Raw genomic sequence first — 20,425 nt, 5'->3', positions numbered from 1 at the left:
AGCCGCCCCAGCACCCCGGCCAGCCGGTCGTACGAGCGCCGGTCGATGACCGCGCCGCCGAACACGGACAGGTCGGTGACGTCGCCGTACTCGATCGTCTCGGTGGTCTGCGCGAGCCGGTCCCGCAGCCCGCCGTCCCAGAGCGAGCGGGGCAGGTAGGCCCGGGAGGCGGCCGAGCACTTCTGCCCCTGGTACTCGAACGCGCCCCGGACCAGGCCGGTGGCCAGCGCGGCCGGGTCCGCGCTCGGGTGCGCGATCACGAAGTCCTTGCCGCCGGTCTCGCCGACCAGCCGCGGATATCCCGCGTACGACCCGAGGTTGCCGCCGACGGTGTGCCAGATCTTCTGGAACGTGGCGGTGGACCCGGTGAAGTGGATGCCGGCCAGGTGCCGGTCGGCCAGCGCGACCTCGGAGACGGCCTGCCCGTCGCCGGTGACCAGGTTGATCACCCCGGGCGGCAGCCCGGCCGCCTCCAGCATCCGCATCGTGTGGTGCGCCGCGACCTGCTGGGTCGGCGACGGCTTCCACACCACGGTGTTGCCCATCAGCGCGGGCGCGAGCGGCAGGTTGCCGGCGATCGCGGTGAAGTTGAACGGCGTGATCGCCAGGACGAAGCCCTCCAGCGGGCGGTGGTCCAGCCGGTTCCAGACGCCCGGGCTCGACTGCGGCTGCTCGGCCAGGATCCGCCGGCCGAAGTGCACGTTGAAGCGCAGGAAGTCGATGAACTCGGCCGCGGCGTCGATCTCGGCCTGGTAGCTGGACTTGGACTGGCCCAGGATCGTGGCCGCGGTGATCGTGTCCCGCCACGGGCCGGCGAGCAGCTCGGCCGCCCGCAGCAGCACCGCGGCCCGGTCGTCGAAGGACAGCGCGCGCCAGCCCGGGCCGGCCGCCAGGGCCGCGTCGATCGCGTCCCGGACGTCCTCGCGGGTGGCCTGGGCGCTGGTGCCGAGCACGGCCGCGTGCCGGTGCGGCTGGACCACCTCGTACCGCTCGCCGCCGGCCATCCGCTGCGCGCCGCCGATGGTCGAGGTCAGCTCGACCTGCTCGCCGGACAGCTCCTTGACCCGGGCCTCGAGCCCGGCCCGTTCGGGGCTGCCCGGCGCGTAGCCGCGGGTGGGCTCGTTGACCGGGGTCGGCGGCGTGGTGACGGCATCCATGGGTGTGGCCTCCCGATACGACGGATCGCGCCAGTACGGACTGCCTACCCATTCTCTACCTGGGCGCGCCGCCCCCGGACGAGAGGACCTGGGCCTCCTGCACGTCGACCTGGTCGGTGTGACAGAGCTCCAGCGGGAACACGATCGGGACCACCCAGGGCAGCCGCCAGACCACGATCAGCCAGTTCTTGCAGCCCTCGACGTCGTACGTGCCCGAGACCTGGTAGGTCCAGCTGCAGCTGGAGGCCGAGCGCGGGTCGTCCCGGCCCGGGCGGTACTCGGTGCCGGGGCTGCGGCAGAACGTGTTCCCCTCGGTCTCCCAGGTCGTGCCGAGCCGGACGGCGAAGCCGCAGACGCCGCCGAAGATCGGCAGGCAGATGCCGCGGACGTCGGCCGTGTTGCGGTCCCAGACCCAGGTCGGCAGCTGCGCGACCAGCGCGTCCTGGTGGGTCGGGCTGGTGGTCAGGTCCGGGGTGAAGTCCAGCCAGTGGTCGAACGCACCGAGCCGGGACGGCGGGTTCTGCGGCTGGCGCGGCTTCTTGTCCTGCGCCGACCAGACCGCGACGACCACGCAGGCGTCGGCGGCGACCGCGCAGTGCGCCTTCGCCTCGCCCACCTGCGGGTAGAGCCGGGCCACCACGAAGGCATCGTCGGCGGTCGCGGCGCAGACGACGTACTTCCACCGGCCCGGACCGGTCGGCGCCTGTCCGGCCCGGGACTGCGCGTTGGCCGCGTCGACCGCGCTGACCGTGCCGTCGACCGGAGCGCAGGCATCGTCCTGGGCGGCGCCGGCGGTCGCGGTCACGCTCGCGTCCGGGTTGGCCGAGCCGATGTAGTCGCCGTCGCCGACGATGCCGCCGTCGCCGATCACGCTCGGGTCCGCGTACGCCGCGGTGCCGCCGAGGCTCGCGAGCAGCGCCGCGACCACGACCAGCCCGGTCCGCCTCAGCATGCGACCTCGGACTCGCCCTTGCCGGTGGTGGCCACCACGTACCACTGGGCACCTCGTCTCTGCAGCGTCGTGAGCAGGCGGTCCTCGGTCGGTACGTCGTTGCGGTAGCCGCGCGGGGCCCGCGGGCGCCCGGTCGCGGCGTCATAGTAGGTGCCGGCCGGTCCTCTGATGCAGTCCTCGACCTCCGCGTTGCCGTCCGTCCGGTAACGCAGTCGCGGCTCCAGCGTGAACGTCGTCCGCTGCACGATCCCCTCCGCGCCGAGCTTGCGGATGCTGGCCCGCTGCGCGCCGAGGATCGGGTCGACCGCGAACCGGGCCAGGGCGGGGTCGTCGGCGTCGCCCGTCGCGTACGCGGTCTGCAGGGCGGTCCACCAGCCGCGGTAGACGGCCAGCACGTCGGCCTGGTCGGCGGTCGCGCTCGGCGTCGTCGTGGGCGCGGCCGTGGCGGAGGTCCGCGGCGGCAGCTCGGTGCCGGCGGTCCGGGTCGGGAGCGCCGCGTTTCCGCCCGCGCCGGACGCACACCCGGAGCAGGCCAGCACTAGCGCGGCGGCGACCACCACCCGACGCGTCGTCGGCACCGGGCCACCTTAGGAACCCGGGGACGTCCGGTACAGGCCTTCGCGTACGGATCACCCCTCTGAACCGTGTCCGGCGGCGGCCCGTGGTTGCGTTCGCAGCGAATCGGGAGGCCGGCGGCGCAGTGGTGAGACAGGACGAGCGCGGCCCCTTCCGCGCCGCGCTCGGGCGCGCCCGGGCCGCCGCCTACCCGCCGGGCGAGTACGTGGGCCAGGAGAGCTTCATGCGGGCCGACGAGATCCTGCGGCTGGCCCTGCAGGCGGGCATCGGCCCCGGGGTCGAGGTGCTCGACCTGTGTTGCGGTGTCGCCGGGCCGGGCCGGTTCATCACGGCCGAGCTGGGCTGCCGCTACCTCGGGGTCGACGGCTCCGCGAGCGCGGTGGAGATCGCCCGCGGGCTCGCCGGCGACCTGTCCTGCCGCTTCGAGCAGCGGCACCTCCCGCCGCTGCCGGACAGCCGCGTCGACGTCGTGCTCCTGCTGGAGACCATCCTCGCGTTCCCCGACAAGCGGACGCTGCTGGCCGGCGTCGCCAGGACGCTGCTGCCGGGCGGCCGATTCGCCTGCACGGTCGAGGAGGGCCGGCCGCTGACCCCGGCCGAACAGGGCGACATGCCCGACGCCGACACCGTCCGGCTCGTCGAGCTGGCCGAGCTGACCGCCCTGCTCGACGAGGTGGGGTTGACCGTCACGTGGCAGGAGGAGAACACGAAGGAGCACCAGGCGACGGCGGCGGCGCTGCTGGGGTCGTACCGGGCCCACGCGGCCGAGATCGCCGGCCAGGTCGGGACGCGGGCGGTGCACGAGCTGATCGCCGCGCACCAGCTCTGGAGCGACTGGCTCGGGAGCGGGCGGGTCCGCAAGTTCGCGCTGGTGGCCGAGAAGCGCCGGGGCTAGCGGTCGAGGTCGGCCCAGACCGCGGCGTGGGTCGGAGGCCTCGCGCACGGCCGACGTCCTAGGGGGAGGATCACCCTCGTGCTGGGACTACCCGACGAGGTCACCGCCTGTCTGTTCGACCTGGACGGCGTCCTCACCGACACCGCGGCCGTGCACAACAAGGCCTGGACCGAGATGTTCGACGGCTTCCTGAAGCAGCGCGGACAGGCGCCGTTCGACCCGGACGCCGACTACCCGCGCTACGTCGACGGCCGGCCCCGCGCGGACGGCGTCCGGGCGTTCCTGGACAGCCGCGGGATCACGCTGCCCGACGGCGACCCGGACGACCCGCCCGACGCCGAGACCGTGCACGGGCTCGGCAACCGCAAGAACGACCTGCTGCTGGCCGCGATCGACCGCGACGGCGTCGAGGTCTTCGACGGCTCCCGCCGCTACCTGGCTGCCGCCCGCGACGCCGGGCTGCGCCGCGCGGTGGTCTCCTCCAGCGCCAACACCAAGCAGGTCCTCTCGGTCACCGGCCTGGACGAGTACGTCGAGGAGGTCGTCGACGGCACCGAGCACCTGCCGGGCAAGCCCGCCCCGGACAGCTTCCTGGCCGCCGCGGAGCGGCTCGGCGTCGAGCCCCGGCAGGCCGCGGTCTTCGAGGACGCGACCGCCGGGGTGGAGGCCGGCCGGGCCGGCGACTTCGGGTGCGTGATCGGGGTCGACCGGATCGGCCACGCGGCGGACCTGCGCGAGCACGGCGCGGACGTCGTGGTCGGCGACCTCGCAGAGCTGCTCCGGTGAGCCACCGCGCGCAGTTCCCGGTCGAGCCCTGGCGGATCCGCGAGACCCACCTGGATCTGGACCGGCTGGCCCGCAGCGAGTCGGTGTTCGCCCTGTCCAACGGCCACCTCGGGCTGCGCGGCAACCTCGACGAGGGCGAGCCGCACGGCATCCCCGGCACGTACCTGGGCTCCTTCTACGAGCTGCGCCCGCTGCCGTACGCGGAGACCGGGTACGGCTACCCCGAGTCCGGCCAGACCGTCGTCAACGTCACCAACGGCAAGCTGATCCGGCTGCTGGTCGACGACGAGCCCTTCGACGTCCGGTACGGCGAGCTGCACGACCACGAGCGGGTCCTCGACCTGCGGGCCGGCACGCTGACCCGGACCGTGGACTGGAGCTCGCCGGCCGGGCGCCGCGTCCGGGTCCGCTCCACCCGGCTGGTCTCGCTGTCCCAGCGCGCCGTCGCCGCGATCGAGTACGTGGTCGAGCCGGTCGACGGCCCCGTCCGCGTCATCGTGCAGTCGGAACTGGTCGCCAACGAGGCCCAGCCGCAGCAGATGCGCGACGAGGACCCCCGGGTCGCCGCGGTGCTGGACCGGCCGCTGCAGGCGATGGAGCAGGACGTCCGCGACCGCGGCGCGATCCTGGTGCACCGGACCCGGCGCAGCGACCTGCAGATGGCGGCCGGGATGGACCACCTGGTCGAGGCGCCCGGCCGGGTCGACGTGGAGACCGCGGCCGGCGAGGACCGGGCCCGCACCACCGTGGTCTGCGTGCTGCAGCCGGGCGAGCGGCTGCGGCTGGTGAAACTGCTGGCCTACGGCTGGTCCAGCGTGCGCTCCCGCCCGGCCCTGCTCGACCAGGTCGCGGGCGCGCTGACCGGCGCCCGGTTCTCCGGCTTCGAGGGCCTGCTGGCCGAGCAGAAGGACTACCTGGACCGGTTCTGGGACGCCGGCGACGTCGAGGTGGACGGCGACTCCGAGCTCCAGCAGGCCGTCCGGTTCGGCATGTTCCACGTCCTGCAGGCCGGCGCCCGGACCGAGCGGCGGGCCATCCCGGCCAAGGGCCTGACCGGCCCCGGCTACGACGGGCACACCCTCTGGGACACCGAGGCGTACGTGCTGCCGGTGCTGGACCACACCGTGCCGGAGGCGTCCGCGGACGCGATCCGCTGGCGGCACAGCACGCTGGACCAGGCCCGGGGCCGGGCCGGCACGCTGAACCTGGCCGGGGCGGCGTTCCCGTGGCGGACGATCGGCGGGGCCGAGTGCTCGGGCTACTGGCCGGCCGGCACCGCCGCGTTCCACGTCAACGCGGACATCGCCGCCGCGGTCGAGCGGCACCGGACGGTCACCGGCGACGAGTCGCTGCAGGCCGAGTGCGGCGTGGAGATCCTGGTCGAGACGGCCCGGCTCTGGATGTCGCTGGGCCACCACTCCCGCGACGGCGGCTGGCACGTGGTCGGCGTGACCGGGCCGGACGAGTACACGGCGATCGTGCCGGACAACGTCTACACGAACCTGGCCGCGGCGGCGAACCTGCTCGCCGCCGCCGACGCCGTCGACCGGCACCAGGACCGCGGGGCGGCGTTGACGGTCGACGCGGCCGAGGCGAAGTCCTGGCGGGACGCGGCCGACGCGGTGTTCGTCCCGTACGACGACGAGCTGAAGGTGCACCCGCAGTCGGCCGGCTTCACCCGGCTGCCGGAGTGGGACTTCGCCGCGAACGGCACGTACCCGCTGCTGCTGCACGCGCCGTACTTCGATCTCTACCGCAGGCAGGTGACCAAGCAGGCCGACCTGGTGCTGGCCATGCTCTGGTTCGGCGAGCGGTTCAGCGCCGAGGACAAGGCCCGCAACGTCGACTACTACGAGCGCCGTACGGTCCGGGACTCCTCGCTGTCGGCCTGCATCCAGGCCGTGCTCGCGGCCGAGGTCGGGCACCTGGAGCTGGCCCACGACTACACGTACGAGGCCGCGCTGGTCGACCTGCAGGACCTGCACGACAACACCGGCGACGGGCTGCACATCGCCTCGCTGGCCGGGGCCTGGATCGCGCTGGTGTCCGGGTTCGGCGGGCTGCGGGTCTCCGGCGGCGTGCTGGCGCTGGACCCGGCGCTGCCGGCCGGGATCAGCCGGCTCGCCTTCGGGCTGCGCTGGCGCGGGATGCGCCTGGGCGTCGAGGTCGAGGCCGAGCAGGTGACGTACTCGCTGCGGGACGGAACCGGCGGCTCGCTGACCTTCCGGCACGCCGGCGAGGACCTCACCGTGACCGTGGACGCCCCGGTCACCCGGGACCTGCAGCCGCGCGAGCCGCTGCTGCCCGCGCCGCAGCAGCCGCCCGGCCGGGCCCCGCTGCACCGCGGCTCAGCCGACGAGCCGCAGCAGCTGGGCGCCCGCGTCGAAGGCGAAGGGCACGGGCTCCTGCCCGGGGAAGAAGGGACGTAGCTCGGCCCGCAGCCAGGGCGTCACGACCGCGGGGTCCTCGTCGACCAGGTTGGTCTGGGAGAGCAGGTAGGCGACCAGCCCGGCCAGGGTGAACGGCACCTCGTCGCGCCAGCGCTCGGACCGCTCGACCACGAACCGCTCCCCGGGCTCGACGGCGGCCGCCATCGGCCCGCGCGGCGGCGCCGGGTACCGGACCAGGTAGGTGTCCCCGACCCAGCCGACGTACGCGGGATCCGCCGGACGCGCCCCGGCGTGCTCGTAGAGCAGCAGAAGACCGCCGGGCCGCAGCACCCGGGCCACCTCGGCCAGGAACCGGTCCCGGCCGAACCAGTGCACCGCCGAGCTGACCGTGACCAGCTCGACCGACCCGGACGCGACCGGCAGCGCCTCGGCCGAGGCGACCGCGTACGGCAGGCCGGTGTCGGCGCGGGCCCGGGCCACCATCGCCGGCACCAGGTCGGTGCCGACCGCGGGGATCCCGAGGTCGGCCAGGCCGCGGGTGGACAGCCCGGTGCCGCAGGCGACGTCGAGCGCGGAGCGCGGGCGCCGGCCGGCCAGCGCGCGGCCCAGCGTCCGGGCGTGGTGGTAGGGCCGCCCGGCCGCGTACCGGTCGGCGGCGGCTACGAACGGGTTTCCGTAGGTCACGATCCGGCAGTCTGCCCCGACGCCGGGAATCCCGTCGCGGCGTACTGGTTCGATTCAGAAGTGAGCACCGTCGTCGCCGCCCCGCCGGTCCGGACCCGGACGCCCGCCTGGAGCCTGGCCGCTCTGGCGCTGGGCGGGTTCGGCATCGGCACCACCGAGTTCGCGACGATGGGCGTGCTCCCGGACGTGACCGGCGACCTCGGCGCGAGCATCCCGACCGGCGGCCACCTCGTCTCCGCGTACGCGCTGGGCGTGGTCGTCGGCGCCCCGCTGCTGGCCGTCCTCGGCGCCCGGCTGCCGCGCAAGGCGCTGCTGCTCGCGCTGATGGCCGCGTTCGCGGTCGGCAACGGGCTGTCCGCGCTGGCTCCGAGCTTCGGGCTGCTGGAGCTGGCCCGGTTCGGCAGCGGGCTGCCGCACGGCGCGTACTTCGGGATCGCCTCGATCGTGGCCGCCGAGCTGGTGCCGGAGCGGCGCGGGCGGGCGGTGGCCCGGGTGATGCTCGGGCTGACCGTCGCCAACATCGTCGGGGTGCCGCTGGCGACCACGCTCGGGCAGCACCTGGGCTGGCGCAGCACGTACTGGGCGGTGGCGGTGATCGGGGCGGTCGCGGTGGCGGCGATCGCCCGGGCGGTGCCGGCGGTCCCGGCCGCGGACGGCGCCAGCCCGGCCCGGGAGCTCGGCGCGCTGCGGCGCCCGCTGGTGCTGCTCACGCTGGCCGTCGGCGCGGTCGGCTTCGGCGGGTTCTTCGCCGTCTACAGCTACATCTCCCCCACGCTGACCACGCTCTCGGGCTTCTCCGAGTCGGCCGTGCCGCTGGCGCTGGCGTTGTTCGGGCTGGGCATGACCGTCGGCACCGAGGCCGGCGGCCGGCTCGCCGACCGGTTCGTGGTCGGCACGATCGTCACCGGCATGTCGGCCACGATCGTGGTGCTGCTGCTGTTCACCGTCACCGTGCACAACCCGGTCACCGCCGGGGTGACGATCTTCCTCATCGGCGCCAGCGGCTCCCTCACCCTGCCCGCGCTGCAGACCCGGCTGATGGACGTGGCCGGGGACGCGCAGGGGCTGGCCGCGGCCGGCAACCACGCCGCGCTGAACATCGCCAACGCGGTCGGCGCGTACCTCGGCGGGCTCGTCCTCGCCGCCGGGTACGGGTACACCGCGCCGGCCGTCGTCGGTGCCCTGCTGGGTGTCGGTGGGCTGACCGTCCTCGGCGTCTCCCGCGCCGTCGAACGCCGAACCGCCCCGGCGACCCCGCCGGCCCGATCGGCGGAGTCCCCGGCGGCCCGGTCGGCTGAGTCCCCGGCGGCCCGATAGCCGGGCTCGCCAAGGCGTCTCCGGCACCAGGGTGCCGGCCGAGCGCCGGCCCCGCTCGGGCCGGACGTCGTCCCGCGGCGCGATCAGCGCCCGGCCACCGGCAGCACCAGCGCCTACACCGAGGAGTACGGCATCGAGCGGCTGCACCGGGACGCGCACGGCTGGGCCATCGCCGGCGGGACGCCGAACATCCAGCGGATCCGCATCGTCTCCGAGCTGCACCTCGTCGAAGGACGCGGAGTCCGAGGCGCCCTCGGTGATGATGGGCAGCTGCTCGGCCGCCGCGTCGACCAGCGCCGGCCAGCCCGCCGAAGGGCGCGGTCGCGTTCGGTCCGTCATGATCCGTCTCCGTCCCCTCGACTGAACCATAGCTATCATCCGCATGGTCGTCAGCGGGCTGGTAAATGCCGTAGTCCTACGGTGTTTCCGCGTCCCGGCCGTCCCTACGTTCGAGTGCGTCGGGAGTCCACAGAGGACTCCCCGTACGAGGGGATCGAGATGGCGCTCGACCAGGACAAGCTCATGGACTTCGTGCACCGGTTCGTCGGGGACCTGGGCGCGACGATGACCGCCGGCAACGTGGTCGTCGGTCACAAGGCCGGCCTCTACCGCGGGCTGGCCGCGGGCGGCCCGGCGACCGGCGACGAGCTGGCCACGCGGACCGGCACCGACGCCCGCTACGTCACCGAGTGGCTGCGCGGCCAGGCCGCGGCCGGCTACGTGACCTACGACGCGGACGCCCACACGTACTCGCTGACGCCGGAGCAGGCGTACGTGCTGGCCGACCCGGCGGCGGCCGTGCACGCGCCCGGCGCGTTCACCTTCGCCCTCGGCGCGCTCAAGGCCGAGCCGCAGATCACCGAGGCGTTCCGGACCGGCAACGGGGTCGGCTGGCACGAGCACGACGCGGACGTCTTCCTCGGCTGCGAACAGTTCTTCCGCCCCGGGTACGCCGCGCACCTCGTCCCGGAGTGGCTGCCCGCGCTGGACGGCGTGGTCGGCAAGCTCACCGCCGGCGCGAGCGTCGCCGACGTCGGCTGCGGGCTGGGGGCCTCGACGGTGCTGATGGCGCAGGCGTACCCGGTCTCGCGGTTCACCGGCTCCGACTACCACGCCGGCTCCATCGACACCGCGCGCAAGCGGGCCGCCGACGGGGGCGTCGCCGACCGGGCCGGGTTCGAGGTCACCCCGGCGGCCGGCTTCAGCGGCTCCGGCTACGACCTGGTCACCACGTTCGACTGCCTGCACGACATGGGCGACCCGGCCGGGGCGGCCGCGCACATCCGGCAGTCGCTGGCCCCGGACGGGACCTGGCTGATCGTCGAGCCGGCCGCGGGCGATGCGGTGCCGGACAACCTCAACCCGGTCGGCCGGGTCTACTACAACTTCTCGACGTTCCTCTGCCTGCCCAACGCCAAGTCCCAGCACGGCGGGTACGCGCTGGGCGCGCAGGCGGGCGAGGCCGCGATCGAGGCGCTGGTCCGGGAGGCCGGGTTCTCCTCGTTCCGGCGGGCGGCCGAGACCCCGTTCAATCTGGTCTTCGAAGCCCGCCCGTGACGCTGGTGCGGGAAGCTGACGGCATGACGCTGGTCGGCCGGGACGCGCCCCAGGAGGCGCTGCGCGCGCTGCTGCTGGCGATCCCGGCCGACCGGCCTCCGGTCGTGCTCGTCTCGGGGGAGGCCGGGGTCGGCAAGACCACCCTGGTCGACAGCGTCGTCTCCGGCTTCCCGGCCCTGCGGGGGCGGGCCGGGGAGTGGAAGGCGGCGGCGTACGACGTGCTGGCCCAGGTGCTGCGGCAGGGCACCGACCGGTCCCCCGGGCTGGCGCCGGTCCTTCCGGAGCTGGGGCCGGCCGGGCCGCTGGACCGCTCCCGGCTCGCGGCCGCGGTCCGGACCGCCCTGGCGTCCGGGCCGGCCGTGGTCGTGCTGGACGACCTGCAGTGGGCCGACGACGACACGCTCGACCTGCTGCCGGCGCTGGCCGATGCAGTGCGCGGGTCGCCGGTGCTGCTGGTCGGCTGCTACCGCAGCGACGAGCTGCCGCGCGGGCACCGGCTGCGCGGGATGCGGGCGGAGCTGCGGCGGCGGGGGTTGCTGGCCGAGGTCACGCTGGCGCCGCTGGACCGGGTCGCGGTCCGGGAGATGCTGGCCGGGCTGGAGCTCGGTCCCGCGGTCGCGGATGCGATCGCGGACCGGGCCGAGGGGGTGCCGTTCGCGGTCGAGGAGCTGGCGGCGGCGCTGGCCGACGGGGACACCGGCGTGCCGGACGGGATCCGGGAGGCGGTGCTGCTGCGCACCGGCCGGCTCTCCCCGGCATCCCTCCCGGTCCTGGAGGCGGCGGCCGTCCTCGGCACCGAGTTCGACCCCGACGCCGCCCTCGCCCTGGCCCTGTCCGTGTCCCTGTCCGTGTCCCTGTCCGGCACCGCGGCCGACATCGCGGCCGGCCCGGCCGGCATGGCCGACATCGCGGCCGGCCCGCCCGGCGCGGCCGACATCCCGGCCGGCCCGGCCGGCGGAGGCGGCGGGGGCGGCGGGTGGCCGGAGGAGTTGGCGGGGGGTGGGCTCGTCACCGCCGTCACCGGCGGGCGGGCCTCGTTCCGGCACGCGCTGACCCGCGACGCCGTCTACGCCGACATCCCCTGGTCCCGCCGCCGCGCCCTGCACCGGGCCGCCGCGGCCCGGCTCGAGTCCGCCGGTGCCCCGGCCGCACTGGTCGCCGCGCACCTGCTGGCCGCGCACGAGCTGGACCGGGCCCGGTCCGCACTCCTGACGGCGGCGGACGGCTTCCGGCAGGTGCACGCGTACCGGGACGCGGCCGGCGCGCTGCGCACCGCGCTCGACCTCTGGCCGGCCGAGGACGCCGGCCGGCTCGCGGTGGTGGACGGGCTGGCGCAGTGCGCGGAGATGTGCTCCGACCACGCCGAGTCCGTCGTGCTGCTGACCGAGCTGGCGAACGGCTGCGCCTCGCCGCCGGACCGGGCCGGCGCGTACCGGCGACTGGCGCTGGCGCACGAGCTGCTCGGCCAGTGGGACCGCGCACTCGCGGCCCGGGAGGCGGCCGCGCTCGCGTTCGTCGCGGCCGGGCTGCCGGCCGAGTCCGCGGCCGACCGGCTCGCCGCCGCGAACCACCTGCGCTCGGCCGCCAGCTTCCGGGCCGCGCTGGACGTGCTCGACCTGGCCCGGTGCGACGCCGACGCGGCCGACCGGACCGACCTGTCCGTCCGCATCGAGGGCCAGCGCGGGAACCTGCTCGCCCGGGCCGGCCGGACCGCGGAGGGTGTCCGGATCGTGCGGGCCGCGCTCGACCGGGCTCTGGCCGCGGAGCTGACCGGCCCGGCCGCCGAGATCTACCAGCGGCTGGCCGACGCGCTGGAGCACTCCGGCGACCACCGGGCGGCCCGGACCGCCTACGCCTCGGCGTACCAGTTCTGCGATCTGCACGACCAGGACGGCGCCGGGCTCCTCTGCCGGGCCTGCGTGACCGCCGTGCTGTTCTCCTGTGGGGAGTGGGACCGCGCCGCCGACATCTGCCGTGAGGTGCTCGACACCGACGGGCCGCCGCACCCGCGGGCCGTCGCAGCCGGGATCCTCGGGCTGGTGCACGCGATGCGCGGCGCCCCGGCCAGGGCCCGGCCCTGGTTGCTGGAGTCGCGCTCGATCGCGACCCGGACCGAGCTCGTGCCGATGGAGCTGCTGTCGGCCTGGGGCCTGGCCGTGCTGGACGACCAGGCCGGCCGGCCCGGGGACGCCGCCGGGCACGCCGGCGCGATCCTGGATCGGTGGCGCCGCACCGAGGAGAGCCACTACACGGTCCCGGTGCTGCAGTGGGCCTCGACGTTCTTCGCCACGGCCGGGGCCGGGCCGCAGACGCGGGCCTGCGCGGCCGCGCTGGCCGCGATCGCCGGCCGGACCGCCCAGCCCGAGGCCCGGGCCGCGCTCACGCACGCGCTCGGCGAGGCCGCGCTGGCCGACGGCGACCCGGCGACCGCCGCGGCGGAGCTGACCGCGGCGGCGACCCAGTTCGCCGCGCTCGACCTGCCGGTGGCCGCGCTGCAGGCGCAGCACCGGGCCGGCGTCGCGCTGGCCCGGGGCGGCGACCGTTCCGCGGCCGTCGCGATGCTCCGGACGGCGTTGTCCGGGGCGCAGCGGCTGCACGCGGACTACTTCTGCGCCGCGGTGTCGGCCGAGCTGGCCGCGCTGGGCGAGGCGCCGGGCCGGCGGCGGTCCCACTCGAACCCCGGTGGACTGTCCGGCCGCGAGACCGAGGTCATGCGGCTCGTCGCGATGGGCTGCACCAGCAAGCAGATCGCGACCGAACTCTTCCTGTCGCCGCGCACGGTCGAGATGCACGTGCAGAACAGCCTGGTCAAGCTCGGCTGCCGGACCCGGACCGAGGCCGTCCGGCACCTGGCCGAGCTGGGGGTGCCAGGCCGTACGGTTCCGGCATGACCCGCTACCGGTTCCTCGACGCGATGGGCGACGTGGTCGAGGAGGACGAGTTCGCCGACCGGGAGGCGGCGCTGGCCGCGGCCGAGGAGTACGAGGAGGCGGAGGTGTTCCGGGTCGAGTACCTCGGCCCGGACGGCGACTGGCGCTGGGCCGGCGCCCTCAACACCTGAGCCGCCCGGGGCGCCGGCCCCCGGCCGCGCCTACCGTGTCCGGCCGTGCGGGCCGGTCAGTAGCCGGATCCCCCGCCGCCACCGCCGGTCCCGGTGCCACCGCCACCGCCGAACAGCGCGATCAGCAGCACCACCAGCCCGATCACGACGACCACGGCGACGATCGTGATCACCACCGGCCGACGGCTGCTGCCTCCTGGCTTCCGGACGGGATCCGGGTTCTGCTGCGGGCTCTGCACGTCCTCGGTCACGACCGACTCCTCTCGGCCCGGGTCGACGACCCGGTCTCATCCCCGACACGTCCCCCGCCCACCCCGCGGTTCAGATCTGTATCCGCTCGGGATCCGGCCAACTCCTCGGGGCGTAAGCACCTCTGCGGAACGGGGAGTCCGACATGAGCAGTGCCAACCAGATCGCGCTTCACGGCGACGGGATCCGCGTCACCTACTACCCGGGCGGGACAGGCCCGGTCATCGAGGGCAAGGGCCGCGCGCGGCTGTTCTACCAGCACCACGCGACGTCGATGACCTTCCACGACGAGGACGTCACCGAGGAGAAGAACGAGGGGCTCGGCCGGACGGTGACCGTGACGCTGTCCTCGATCCCGGACTTCGGCAGCACCACGTTCACGCTGCTGGTGCCGGAGATCGTCCTGCCGGACGGGACGGACGGGCCGCACGCCTCCGCCCACGTCCGTACGCTCGGGATCACCAGGATCAGCTCGACCACCATCGCCGGACCGGCCGGTCCGGACACGTACGAGGCCGTGCGCCTGCGCGGGACCGCGAGCCTGGTGATGATCCCCGACTGACCCGGGCGGTTGCCGAGGGCGGCGCCGGACGCGACAGTGGCGGGATGAACCGCGCGCTGGCCGTGCTCACCGGCGCCGCCCTGCTCGTGGTCGTGGTCGAGGCGAGCGGGCCGGCCCCGGCGGCGGTGGCCGTCCCGCTCGCGGTCCTGGTCGCACTGCTGTGCGTGCTCGGCTTCCGCTGGGTCCGGTCGCGGGGTCGGGCGGCCGCGGTCGCGTACATCGCGGTCCAGCTCGCGCTCGGGTTCGTGCTCTTCGACGCGGCCCGGGCCGGGACCGGCGCGACCCTGCTGCTGCTGGTGATCGTGATCCAGGCCGTGCTGCTGCTGCCGCGGCCGTGGGCGATCGTGGTCGCGGCGCTGGTTCCGCTGGTGCACGTGGGCATGTCCTGGTCCGACGGGCTGCGCGAGGCCACGATCACCACGGTCGTGGTCGTCTTCGCGGTCGTGCTGGCCTCGCTCTACCTCGACGTGCAGCGGGCCCGGACCGCGCTGGCGGCGGCCAACGAACAGCTGACCGCGTACGCGGAACGGGCCGAGGACGTCGCCACCGCGGCCGAGCGGACCCGGCTGGCCCGGGAGATCCACGACGGGCTCGGGCACCACCTGACCGTCGTGCAGATGCAGGTCCGGGCGGCCCGGGCGGTGCTGCCGGCCGACCGGGACCGGGCCGGCGAGCTGCTGGACAAGGCCGAGGACCAGGCCCGCGCGGCGCTGGCCGACGTACGCCGGTCGGTGGCCGCGCTGCGGGAGCCGTGGGAGACGGTGACCGGCGCGCTGGCGGCGCTGACGGCCGAGTCCGCCGGCGTGGCCGCCGACCTGGAGGTGCGGGGCGAGCCGCGGCCGCTGCCGGCCGACGCCGAGCGGGCGCTCTACCGCGCGACCCAGGAGGCGCTGACCAACGTGCGCAAGCACGCCGGGGCCGGCCGCGCCCGGGTGCTGCTGGACTACTCGCGCGCCGACGTCGTCCGGCTGCGGGTCGAGGACGACGGCCGCGGGTTCGCCGAGCCGCCCGCCGGCGTCGCCGAACCGCCCACCGGCGTCGCCGAACCGCCCACCCGCCTCGCCGGGCTACCCGCCGGCGGGTACGGGCTGACCGGCGTCCGGGAGCGGGTCGGGCACCTCGGCGGCACCGTCGGCCTGGTGTCGCGGCCGGGCGAGGGCGTGACGATGACCGTGGAGCTGCCCGGGTGAGCCGGCCGATCCGGGTGCTCGTCGCCGACGACCAGGCCCTGTTCCGGGAGGCGCTGGTCGCGCTGCTGACCGTCCAGGCCGGCATCGAGGTCGTCGGCGAGGCCGCGAACGGCGAGGAGGCCGTCGCCGCGACCGCCCGCCTGTCCCCCGACGTCGTGCTGATGGACCTGCGGATGCCCGTGCTGGACGGGGTCGGCGCGACCCGGCGGTTGCGGGCCGACCACCCCGGCGTCCGGGTGCTGGCGCTGACCACGTTCGACGGCGACGACGAGGTGTTCCCGGCGCTGCGGGCCGGCGCGGTCGGCTACCTGCTCAAGGACGCCAGCACCCAGCGGCTGGTCGAGGCGGTCGAGGCCGCCGACCGGGGCGAGTCGGTGCTGGCGCCGTCGGTGGCGGCGAAGCTCGTCGCCCGGGTCGCCGCGATGCCGGAGCCGCCCGGGCCCGTACGGCAGCCGCTGGCCGACCCGCTGACCGAGCGGGAGCTGGACGTCCTGCGCGGGCTGGCCGGCGGCCGCAGCAACCGCGAGATCGCCCGGGCGCTGCACCTCAGCGAGGGCACGGTGAAGAACCACGTCAGCACCGTGCTGGCCAAGCTGGGCGCGCGGGACCGGACCCAGGCCGCGCTGCGCGCCTCCGCGCTGGGGCTGCTGAAGTCATGACCACGACCATGACCTTCGGCAGATCCGGCCGGACCCCCGGCTGACCGACCCTTCCGGTGTCAACACGTCACCAGGAGGTCGCCATGCACGTCACCACCGCCCGCCGTCCGGTCCTCGCGTTCGCCGGGCACTATCTGGAGATGATCGTCGCGATGACCGTCGGGATGGTCGCGCTGGCGCCGGTCTGGCGGGCGGTCTGGCCCGCGTACGCCGACCGCCCGGACACCATGGCCCTCGCCATGGCCACCGACATGACCGTCGCGATGGCCGGCTGGATGGCCGTGCGCGGCCACGGCCGGCGCGGCATCACGCTGATGAGCGCGGCCATGGTCGTGCCGTTCGCCGCGCTGGTCGTGCCGTACTGGGCCGGTGTCCTGCCCGGCTCCTTGCTGCTCCCCCTCGGCCACGTGATCATGCTGCCGCTGATGGCCCTGGTGATGCTGCTGCCCTCCGGCCACCGCTGACGTCCGTCCGGAGTGGACGATCCGGAACCGCCCGGGCACGGCCGCCGTACCGGCTTGTGATACCCAAGAGCCGTCGGCAGAGGATGCCGCGATGCGGAGGTTGGAATTCTGATGTGGAATTCGTTCTCGACGGCCGGCCCGGTCAGTGTCTCGGCCCGGATCACGACGTTCCCGGGCGGTGGTGGTGACGAGATCCATGCGTACGTCGCCCGGCCCGACGGCGACGGCCCGTTCCCGGGCGTGGTGCTGGCGCACCACATGCCCGGCTTCGACGAGTTCAGCCAGGAGTTCGTCGAGCGGCTGGCCCGGCACGGCTACGAGGTGATCGCCCCCGACCTCTACTGCCGGTACGGGCACGGCACCCCGGACGACGTGACCGCCAAGGTCCGCAGCGAGGGCGGTGTCCACGACGAGAGCGTGGTCGCCGACTGCGCCGCGGCGCTGGCCTGGCTGAAGACGCAGCCGACCCACAACGGCAAGACCGGCATCCTCGGCACCTGCTCCGGCGGCCGGCACGCGGTGCTCGTCGCCTCGACGGTGCCCGGGTTCGACGCGGTCATCGACCTCTGGGGCGGCGGCGTGGTGGCCGCGCCCGAGGACGCGACCCCGGCCCGGCCGGTCGCGCCGATCGAGCACACCGAGAAGCTGGCCGTCCCGCTGCTGGGCCTGTTCGGCAACGACGACGTGAGCCCGACCGCGGACCAGGTCGACGTGCACGAGGAGCGGCTCAAGGCGGCCGGCAAGGACTACGAGTTCCACCGGTACGACGACGCCGGCCACGGCTTCTTCTACTACCACACCCCGATGTACCGGCAGGAGCAGGCGATGGACGCCTGGAACCGGATCTTCGGGTTCTTCGCCGACAAGCTCCACGCCTGAGGAGGCCGACCATGTGCACGATGATCGCGGTGAGCCATCCGATGACCGGCATGGCCAAGGGCGAGGCCGGCTGGTTCCCGCTGACCCGGGCGACGGTCGGCTACGACCACGCCACCCACAGCGGGGACGAGCACGCGCTGCTGCTCGACTTCACCAACTACGACCTCGGCCTGGACGCGCGGGTCGCGCTGGAGCTCGACCTCGAGTCCGGCCGGGCGCTGCTGGCGCAGCTGCAGGACGCCATCACCCAGGCCGAAGCCAGCGGGGTGTAGGACCGTCGTGACGACCGTCGGTGCCGTTTTCCTGCCTCAGTTCCCGCCCGAGCGGCTGCGCGCGGTCGCGACGGCGGCGGACGAAGCCGGCCTCCCGCAGCTCTGGCTCTGGGAGGACTGCTTCCGGGAGAGCGGCATCGCGGCCGCCGCGGCCGCGCTGGCCTGGACCGACCGGCTCGCGGTCGGGGTCGGGCTGCTGCCGGTCCCGCTGCGCAACGTCGCGATCACCGCGATGGAGCTGGCGACGCTGCACCGGCTGTTCCCGGGCCGGCCGGTGATCGGCGTCGGGCACGGCGTCCAGGACTGGATGGGTCAGGTCGGCGCCCGCGTCGGGTCGCCGCTGACGCTGCTGCGGGAGCAGCTGGATGCGCTGCGGGAACTGCTGGCCGGCCGCCCGGTCACCACCGCCGGCCGGTACGTCCAGCTCGAGAACGTCGCGCTGGACTGGCCGCCCGCCGCCGCCCCGCCCGTCCTGGCCGGCGCCGAGGGGCCGCGCACGCTGCGGCTGACCGGCGCGCACGCCGACGGCACGATCCTCACCGGCGGCACGACCCCGGCCGCGCTCACCGAGGCGCGCGCACTCATCGAGGAGGGCCGCGCCGGCCGGACCGGCCCGCACCCGATCACCGTCTACCTGGTCGCCGCGACCGGCCCGGATGGACAGTCGCGTGTGGACGCCGAGGCGACCCGCTGGGGCTGGCCGTCCGCCGTGGACCGGGCCGCCGTCGGATCGGCCGACGCCGTCGCCGAGCAGGTGGCCCGCTGGGCCGAGGCCGGCGCCGACACGGTCGTCCTCCAGCCGACCGCCGACGAACCCGACCCGGAGTCGTTCGTCGCCTTCGCCGCCGAGGTCAACCGCGCCCTCTGAGGAGTTCGGCGAGATCTCCTGTGGGCAGGGCGATCCAGGCCTCCGTCGCGGCCGCAACCGGCTGCCCGGCCGTCGCCGGTCGGGCACCAGCTCGGCGATCTCCCGAGCGCCCAGGTCGGTCTCCCGCTGCGAGGGCCGCCGCCAGTCCGTCACCCCCGCGACCGCCGTGTTCACCGCCTCGGCCGGCAGATCCACCCCACCGTCGACACCGCCCGACCGTACGGCCCCTCGACCGGGACGTCCGGGTGGATCACACTCGGGCGATGGAACCGGAGCGCATGTCACTGGAGTGGTCGCCGGGCGAACGGCTGACCCCGTGGATCGTGCTCGACCTGCCCCGCGCGGCCTGGGTCGTCGAGCAGCGCGCCGCCGAGCTGACCGACGAGGAACGCCAGACCGTCCGCGACGCCGCCACCCGCCTCCTCGCCGCCGTCACGCCCCCCGCCGCCACCGACGCCGACTAGCCCGGTCCCCATCCGCACGACACGGGTCACGGTCCGCGCGGCGCGAGGTCGAAGGTCCGGGGCGTCGGGGTTCAGCCCGTGAGGCGGTTGATGGCGGCGAGCAGCTCGGAGACCTGGTACACGACGCTGAAGTTCTCCCGCGCGTACGTCTCCGCGACCGGTCCCTTGACCTTCTTCCAGTCCTCGTCGAACGCCTGACCCACCGTCGCGGCCAGGGACGCCGACAGCGCCGCGCGGTCGTCGGTCTCCGGCACCAGCGTGCCGACCGCGGAGGTGACGAAGTCCCGCGGACCGCCCGAGTCGGCGCCGATCACCGGCGTCCCGCAGGCCATGCACTCGATGAACACCAGCCCGAACGGCTCCCGGTACGACGGGAAGCAGCCGATGTCGGCGCAGTTGAACAGCACCGCCAGCTCGTCCTGCGGGCGCGGCCCGAGGAAGTACGTCCGGCGCAGCCCGAGCTCGTCGGCCAGGTCCTGCATCTGGATCTGGGCCTCGATCGGCCCGGAACCCACGACCAGCGTGAGGATCCGGCGGTCCTCCCGCTGCTCGTAGACCGCGGCCGCGCGCAGCAGCGCGTCCAGCCGCTTCCAGTCCGCGAACTTCCCGCAGAACATCACCACCGCGTCGAACCCACCGGCCGGCACGACCGGCTGGGCCGTCCGCCCGGTGCCCAGCGCCGGCTGGGTGGTGAACCCGGCCAGCACCCGTGCGCGGTCCTCGTACGTGCCGGGGAGCCTGTGGAAGACGTCCTGGTTGTAGCCGTTGTGGGAGCGGACCACGTGGTCGCGCGGGAACTCCGGGAACACCCCGAGGAACGCCTCGATCTGCTCGTCGGAGATGGCCGCGACGACGTCCACGCCGTGGTCCGGGTCGGCGTAGTCGAAGATCTTCTCCTGCTGCATGAACGGCAGGAACCGCAGCGGGAACTCCTCCGGCTGGTCGCCGGCGCGCTCGTTGGCGTACATCTTCAGCTCGGTGCCGTGGGCGAAGCACACCACCGTCATGCGGTTGCGCCCGGAGGCGACCCGGCGCCGGTTCACGTCCCGCAGCACCACCGTGTTCATGAACGCGTGGTGCGCGATCGCGAGCTCGAAGGTGTCCCCGGTCCGCGCCTCGATCTCGTCGATCCAGTCCGCGACCGCGTTGGTCAGCCGCAGCCGGTACGCCGCGACCTCGGCCTCGCTCATGCTGTGCCACCGGTAGCTGCTCACCGGCGAGATCGACTCGCAGATCGGGATGTCGTGGTCCAGTTCGAAGACGCGCACGTCCTCCTGCTGGAACCGCTGCCGGCGCGACGGGTACATCGAGTAGGCCCGGATCCCCGGCAGGGCGTTGTACGCGTGGTGGTGCGCCTCGTGCAGGATCCCGGACCCCGGCGCGAACTCCCCGTCCCGCTGCCAGTTGTTGGTGCCGAGCTGAAAGATCAGCCGGTCGCCCACC

21 protein-coding genes are annotated in these 20,425 nt (G+C 74.9%); 15 read left to right on the top strand and 6 right to left on the bottom strand.

Features of this window, described 5'->3' with window-relative positions; genetic code table 11:
- From VGP36_00370 to VGP36_00360, 3 genes are all read right to left on the bottom strand, one after another.
- A partial coding sequence (locus VGP36_00370) for an aldehyde dehydrogenase family protein (protein HEV7653180.1) occupies window positions 1-1,157 on the bottom strand: 1,157 nt, incomplete at its 3' end.
- 55 nt (window positions 1,158-1,212) lie between these two features.
- The gene (locus tag VGP36_00365; GenBank protein HEV7653179.1) at window positions 1,213-2,109 is read right to left on the bottom strand and encodes a hypothetical protein; all 897 of its coding nucleotides are present in this window, start codon (window positions 2,107-2,109) and stop codon (window positions 1,213-1,215) included.
- The gene (locus VGP36_00360) at window positions 2,103-2,687 is read right to left on the bottom strand and encodes a hypothetical protein (GenBank protein HEV7653178.1); all 585 of its coding nucleotides are present in this window, start codon (window positions 2,685-2,687) and stop codon (window positions 2,103-2,105) included. The genes VGP36_00365 and VGP36_00360 overlap by 7 nt, the downstream gene beginning before the upstream one ends.
- 125 nt (window positions 2,688-2,812) lie before the next feature.
- Here VGP36_00360 and VGP36_00355 point away from each other — a divergent pair, with 125 nt between their 5' ends.
- The 3 genes from VGP36_00355 to VGP36_00345 all read left to right on the top strand — a co-directional run bounded on the left by VGP36_00355 (window position 2,813) and on the right by VGP36_00345 (window position 6,795).
- The gene (locus VGP36_00355; protein HEV7653177.1) at window positions 2,813-3,580 is read left to right on the top strand and encodes a class I SAM-dependent methyltransferase; all 768 of its coding nucleotides are present in this window, start codon (window positions 2,813-2,815) and stop codon (window positions 3,578-3,580) included.
- A 78-nt stretch (window positions 3,581-3,658) separates the two neighbouring features.
- Window positions 3,659-4,366 carry a beta-phosphoglucomutase family hydrolase gene (locus VGP36_00350; GenBank protein HEV7653176.1) on the top strand — a complete coding sequence of 236 codons (708 nt, stop codon included), beginning with the start codon at window positions 3,659-3,661 and terminating at the stop codon, window positions 4,364-4,366.
- Window positions 4,363-6,795, top strand: coding sequence for a glycosyl hydrolase family 65 protein (locus VGP36_00345; GenBank protein HEV7653175.1), 2,433 nt, complete (start codon window positions 4,363-4,365; stop codon window positions 6,793-6,795). Before VGP36_00350 ends, VGP36_00345 begins: the two co-directional genes overlap by 4 nt.
- Here the strand turns inward: VGP36_00345 and VGP36_00340 are convergent.
- Entirely contained in the window at window positions 6,715-7,440 is a 726-nt protein-coding gene (locus VGP36_00340; protein ID HEV7653174.1) for a class I SAM-dependent methyltransferase, read from the bottom strand. The genes VGP36_00345 and VGP36_00340 overlap by 81 nt on opposite strands.
- A gap of 60 nt (window positions 7,441-7,500) precedes the next feature.
- Between VGP36_00340 and VGP36_00335 the strand changes: the two genes are divergently transcribed.
- From VGP36_00335 to VGP36_00320, 4 genes are all read left to right on the top strand, one after another.
- Window positions 7,501-8,757, top strand: a complete 1,257-nt coding sequence (locus tag VGP36_00335; protein ID HEV7653173.1) for an MFS transporter — start codon at window positions 7,501-7,503, stop codon at window positions 8,755-8,757.
- 498 nt (window positions 8,758-9,255) lie between these two features.
- Window positions 9,256-10,314, top strand: a complete 1,059-nt coding sequence (locus VGP36_00330) for a class I SAM-dependent methyltransferase (protein ID HEV7653172.1) — start codon at window positions 9,256-9,258, stop codon at window positions 10,312-10,314.
- A 23-nt stretch (window positions 10,315-10,337) separates the two neighbouring features.
- On the top strand, window positions 10,338-13,205 hold the full coding sequence (locus tag VGP36_00325) for an AAA family ATPase (GenBank protein HEV7653171.1): 2,868 nt from the start codon (window positions 10,338-10,340) through the stop codon (window positions 13,203-13,205).
- Entirely contained in the window at window positions 13,202-13,375 is a 174-nt protein-coding gene (locus VGP36_00320) for a hypothetical protein (GenBank protein HEV7653170.1), read from the top strand. Before VGP36_00325 ends, VGP36_00320 begins: the two co-directional genes overlap by 4 nt.
- Window positions 13,376-13,431: 56 nt before the next feature.
- On the opposite strand, the gene VGP36_00315 is transcribed toward VGP36_00320, so the two are convergent.
- Window positions 13,432-13,626, bottom strand: a complete 195-nt coding sequence (locus VGP36_00315; GenBank protein HEV7653169.1) for a hypothetical protein — start codon at window positions 13,624-13,626, stop codon at window positions 13,432-13,434.
- Between the two features lie 143 nt (window positions 13,627-13,769).
- On the opposite strand from VGP36_00315, the gene VGP36_00310 reads away from it, so the two are divergent.
- The 8 genes from VGP36_00310 (at window position 13,770) to VGP36_00275 (ending at window position 18,982) form a co-directional block, all read left to right on the top strand.
- A complete protein-coding gene (locus VGP36_00310) occupies window positions 13,770-14,186 on the top strand; it encodes a hypothetical protein (GenBank protein ID HEV7653168.1) in 417 nt (138 codons plus the stop codon).
- A 44-nt stretch (window positions 14,187-14,230) separates the two neighbouring features.
- Window positions 14,231-15,376: a sensor histidine kinase gene (locus tag VGP36_00305; protein ID HEV7653167.1), complete on the top strand. Its 1,146-nt coding sequence runs from the start codon at window positions 14,231-14,233 to the stop codon at window positions 15,374-15,376.
- Window positions 15,373-16,035 (top strand): response regulator transcription factor, encoded by a 663-nt coding sequence (locus VGP36_00300; GenBank protein HEV7653166.1) that lies wholly within the window; start codon window positions 15,373-15,375, stop codon window positions 16,033-16,035. The genes VGP36_00305 and VGP36_00300 overlap by 4 nt, the downstream gene beginning before the upstream one ends.
- Before the next feature lie 83 nt (window positions 16,036-16,118).
- The gene (locus tag VGP36_00295; GenBank protein HEV7653165.1) at window positions 16,119-16,499 is read left to right on the top strand and encodes a hypothetical protein; all 381 of its coding nucleotides are present in this window, start codon (window positions 16,119-16,121) and stop codon (window positions 16,497-16,499) included.
- A 111-nt stretch (window positions 16,500-16,610) separates the two neighbouring features.
- Window positions 16,611-17,378, top strand: a complete 768-nt coding sequence (locus tag VGP36_00290; GenBank protein ID HEV7653164.1) for a dienelactone hydrolase family protein — start codon at window positions 16,611-16,613, stop codon at window positions 17,376-17,378.
- Window positions 17,379-17,389: 11 nt separating this feature from the next.
- On the top strand, window positions 17,390-17,650 hold the full coding sequence (locus VGP36_00285; GenBank protein HEV7653163.1) for a DUF6295 family protein: 261 nt from the start codon (window positions 17,390-17,392) through the stop codon (window positions 17,648-17,650).
- Window positions 17,651-17,657: 7 nt separating this feature from the next.
- Window positions 17,658-18,518: an LLM class flavin-dependent oxidoreductase gene (locus VGP36_00280; protein ID HEV7653162.1), complete on the top strand. Its 861-nt coding sequence runs from the start codon at window positions 17,658-17,660 to the stop codon at window positions 18,516-18,518.
- Window positions 18,519-18,781: 263 nt separating this feature from the next.
- Window positions 18,782-18,982, top strand: a complete 201-nt coding sequence (locus VGP36_00275) for a hypothetical protein (protein HEV7653161.1) — start codon at window positions 18,782-18,784, stop codon at window positions 18,980-18,982.
- 71 nt (window positions 18,983-19,053) lie between these two features.
- On the opposite strand, the gene VGP36_00270 is transcribed toward VGP36_00275, so the two are convergent.
- Window positions 19,054-20,424, bottom strand: coding sequence for a glycosyltransferase (locus tag VGP36_00270; protein ID HEV7653160.1), 1,371 nt, complete (start codon window positions 20,422-20,424; stop codon window positions 19,054-19,056).
- Window position 20,425: the final 1 nt, after the last annotated feature.

The sequence above is a fragment of the Mycobacteriales bacterium genome, from assembly GCA_035995165.1.
In the GTDB taxonomy this organism is placed as follows: Bacteria; Actinomycetota; Actinomycetes; order Mycobacteriales; family CADCTP01; genus CADCTP01.
Note: the sequence above shows the minus strand (reverse complement) of the source record. Positions and strands in the feature narration are given on the sequence as shown.

Coding starts and splice junctions, on each gene's coding strand:
- VGP36_00365 (HEV7653179.1), bottom strand. CDS start 2,109: ATGCTGAGGCGGACCGGGCTGGTCGTGGTCGCGGCGCTGCTCGCGAGC.
- VGP36_00330 (HEV7653172.1), top strand. CDS start 9,256: ATGGCGCTCGACCAGGACAAGCTCATGGACTTCGTGCACCGGTTCGTC.
- VGP36_00325 (HEV7653171.1), top strand. CDS start 10,338: ATGACGCTGGTCGGCCGGGACGCGCCCCAGGAGGCGCTGCGCGCGCTG.
- VGP36_00320 (HEV7653170.1), top strand. CDS start 13,202: ATGACCCGCTACCGGTTCCTCGACGCGATGGGCGACGTGGTCGAGGAG.
- VGP36_00310 (HEV7653168.1), top strand. CDS start 13,770: ATGAGCAGTGCCAACCAGATCGCGCTTCACGGCGACGGGATCCGCGTC.
- VGP36_00305 (HEV7653167.1), top strand. CDS start 14,231: ATGAACCGCGCGCTGGCCGTGCTCACCGGCGCCGCCCTGCTCGTGGTC.
- VGP36_00295 (HEV7653165.1), top strand. CDS start 16,119: ATGCACGTCACCACCGCCCGCCGTCCGGTCCTCGCGTTCGCCGGGCAC.
- VGP36_00290 (HEV7653164.1), top strand. CDS start 16,611: ATGTGGAATTCGTTCTCGACGGCCGGCCCGGTCAGTGTCTCGGCCCGG.
- VGP36_00285 (HEV7653163.1), top strand. CDS start 17,390: ATGTGCACGATGATCGCGGTGAGCCATCCGATGACCGGCATGGCCAAG.
- VGP36_00275 (HEV7653161.1), top strand. CDS start 18,782: ATGGAACCGGAGCGCATGTCACTGGAGTGGTCGCCGGGCGAACGGCTG.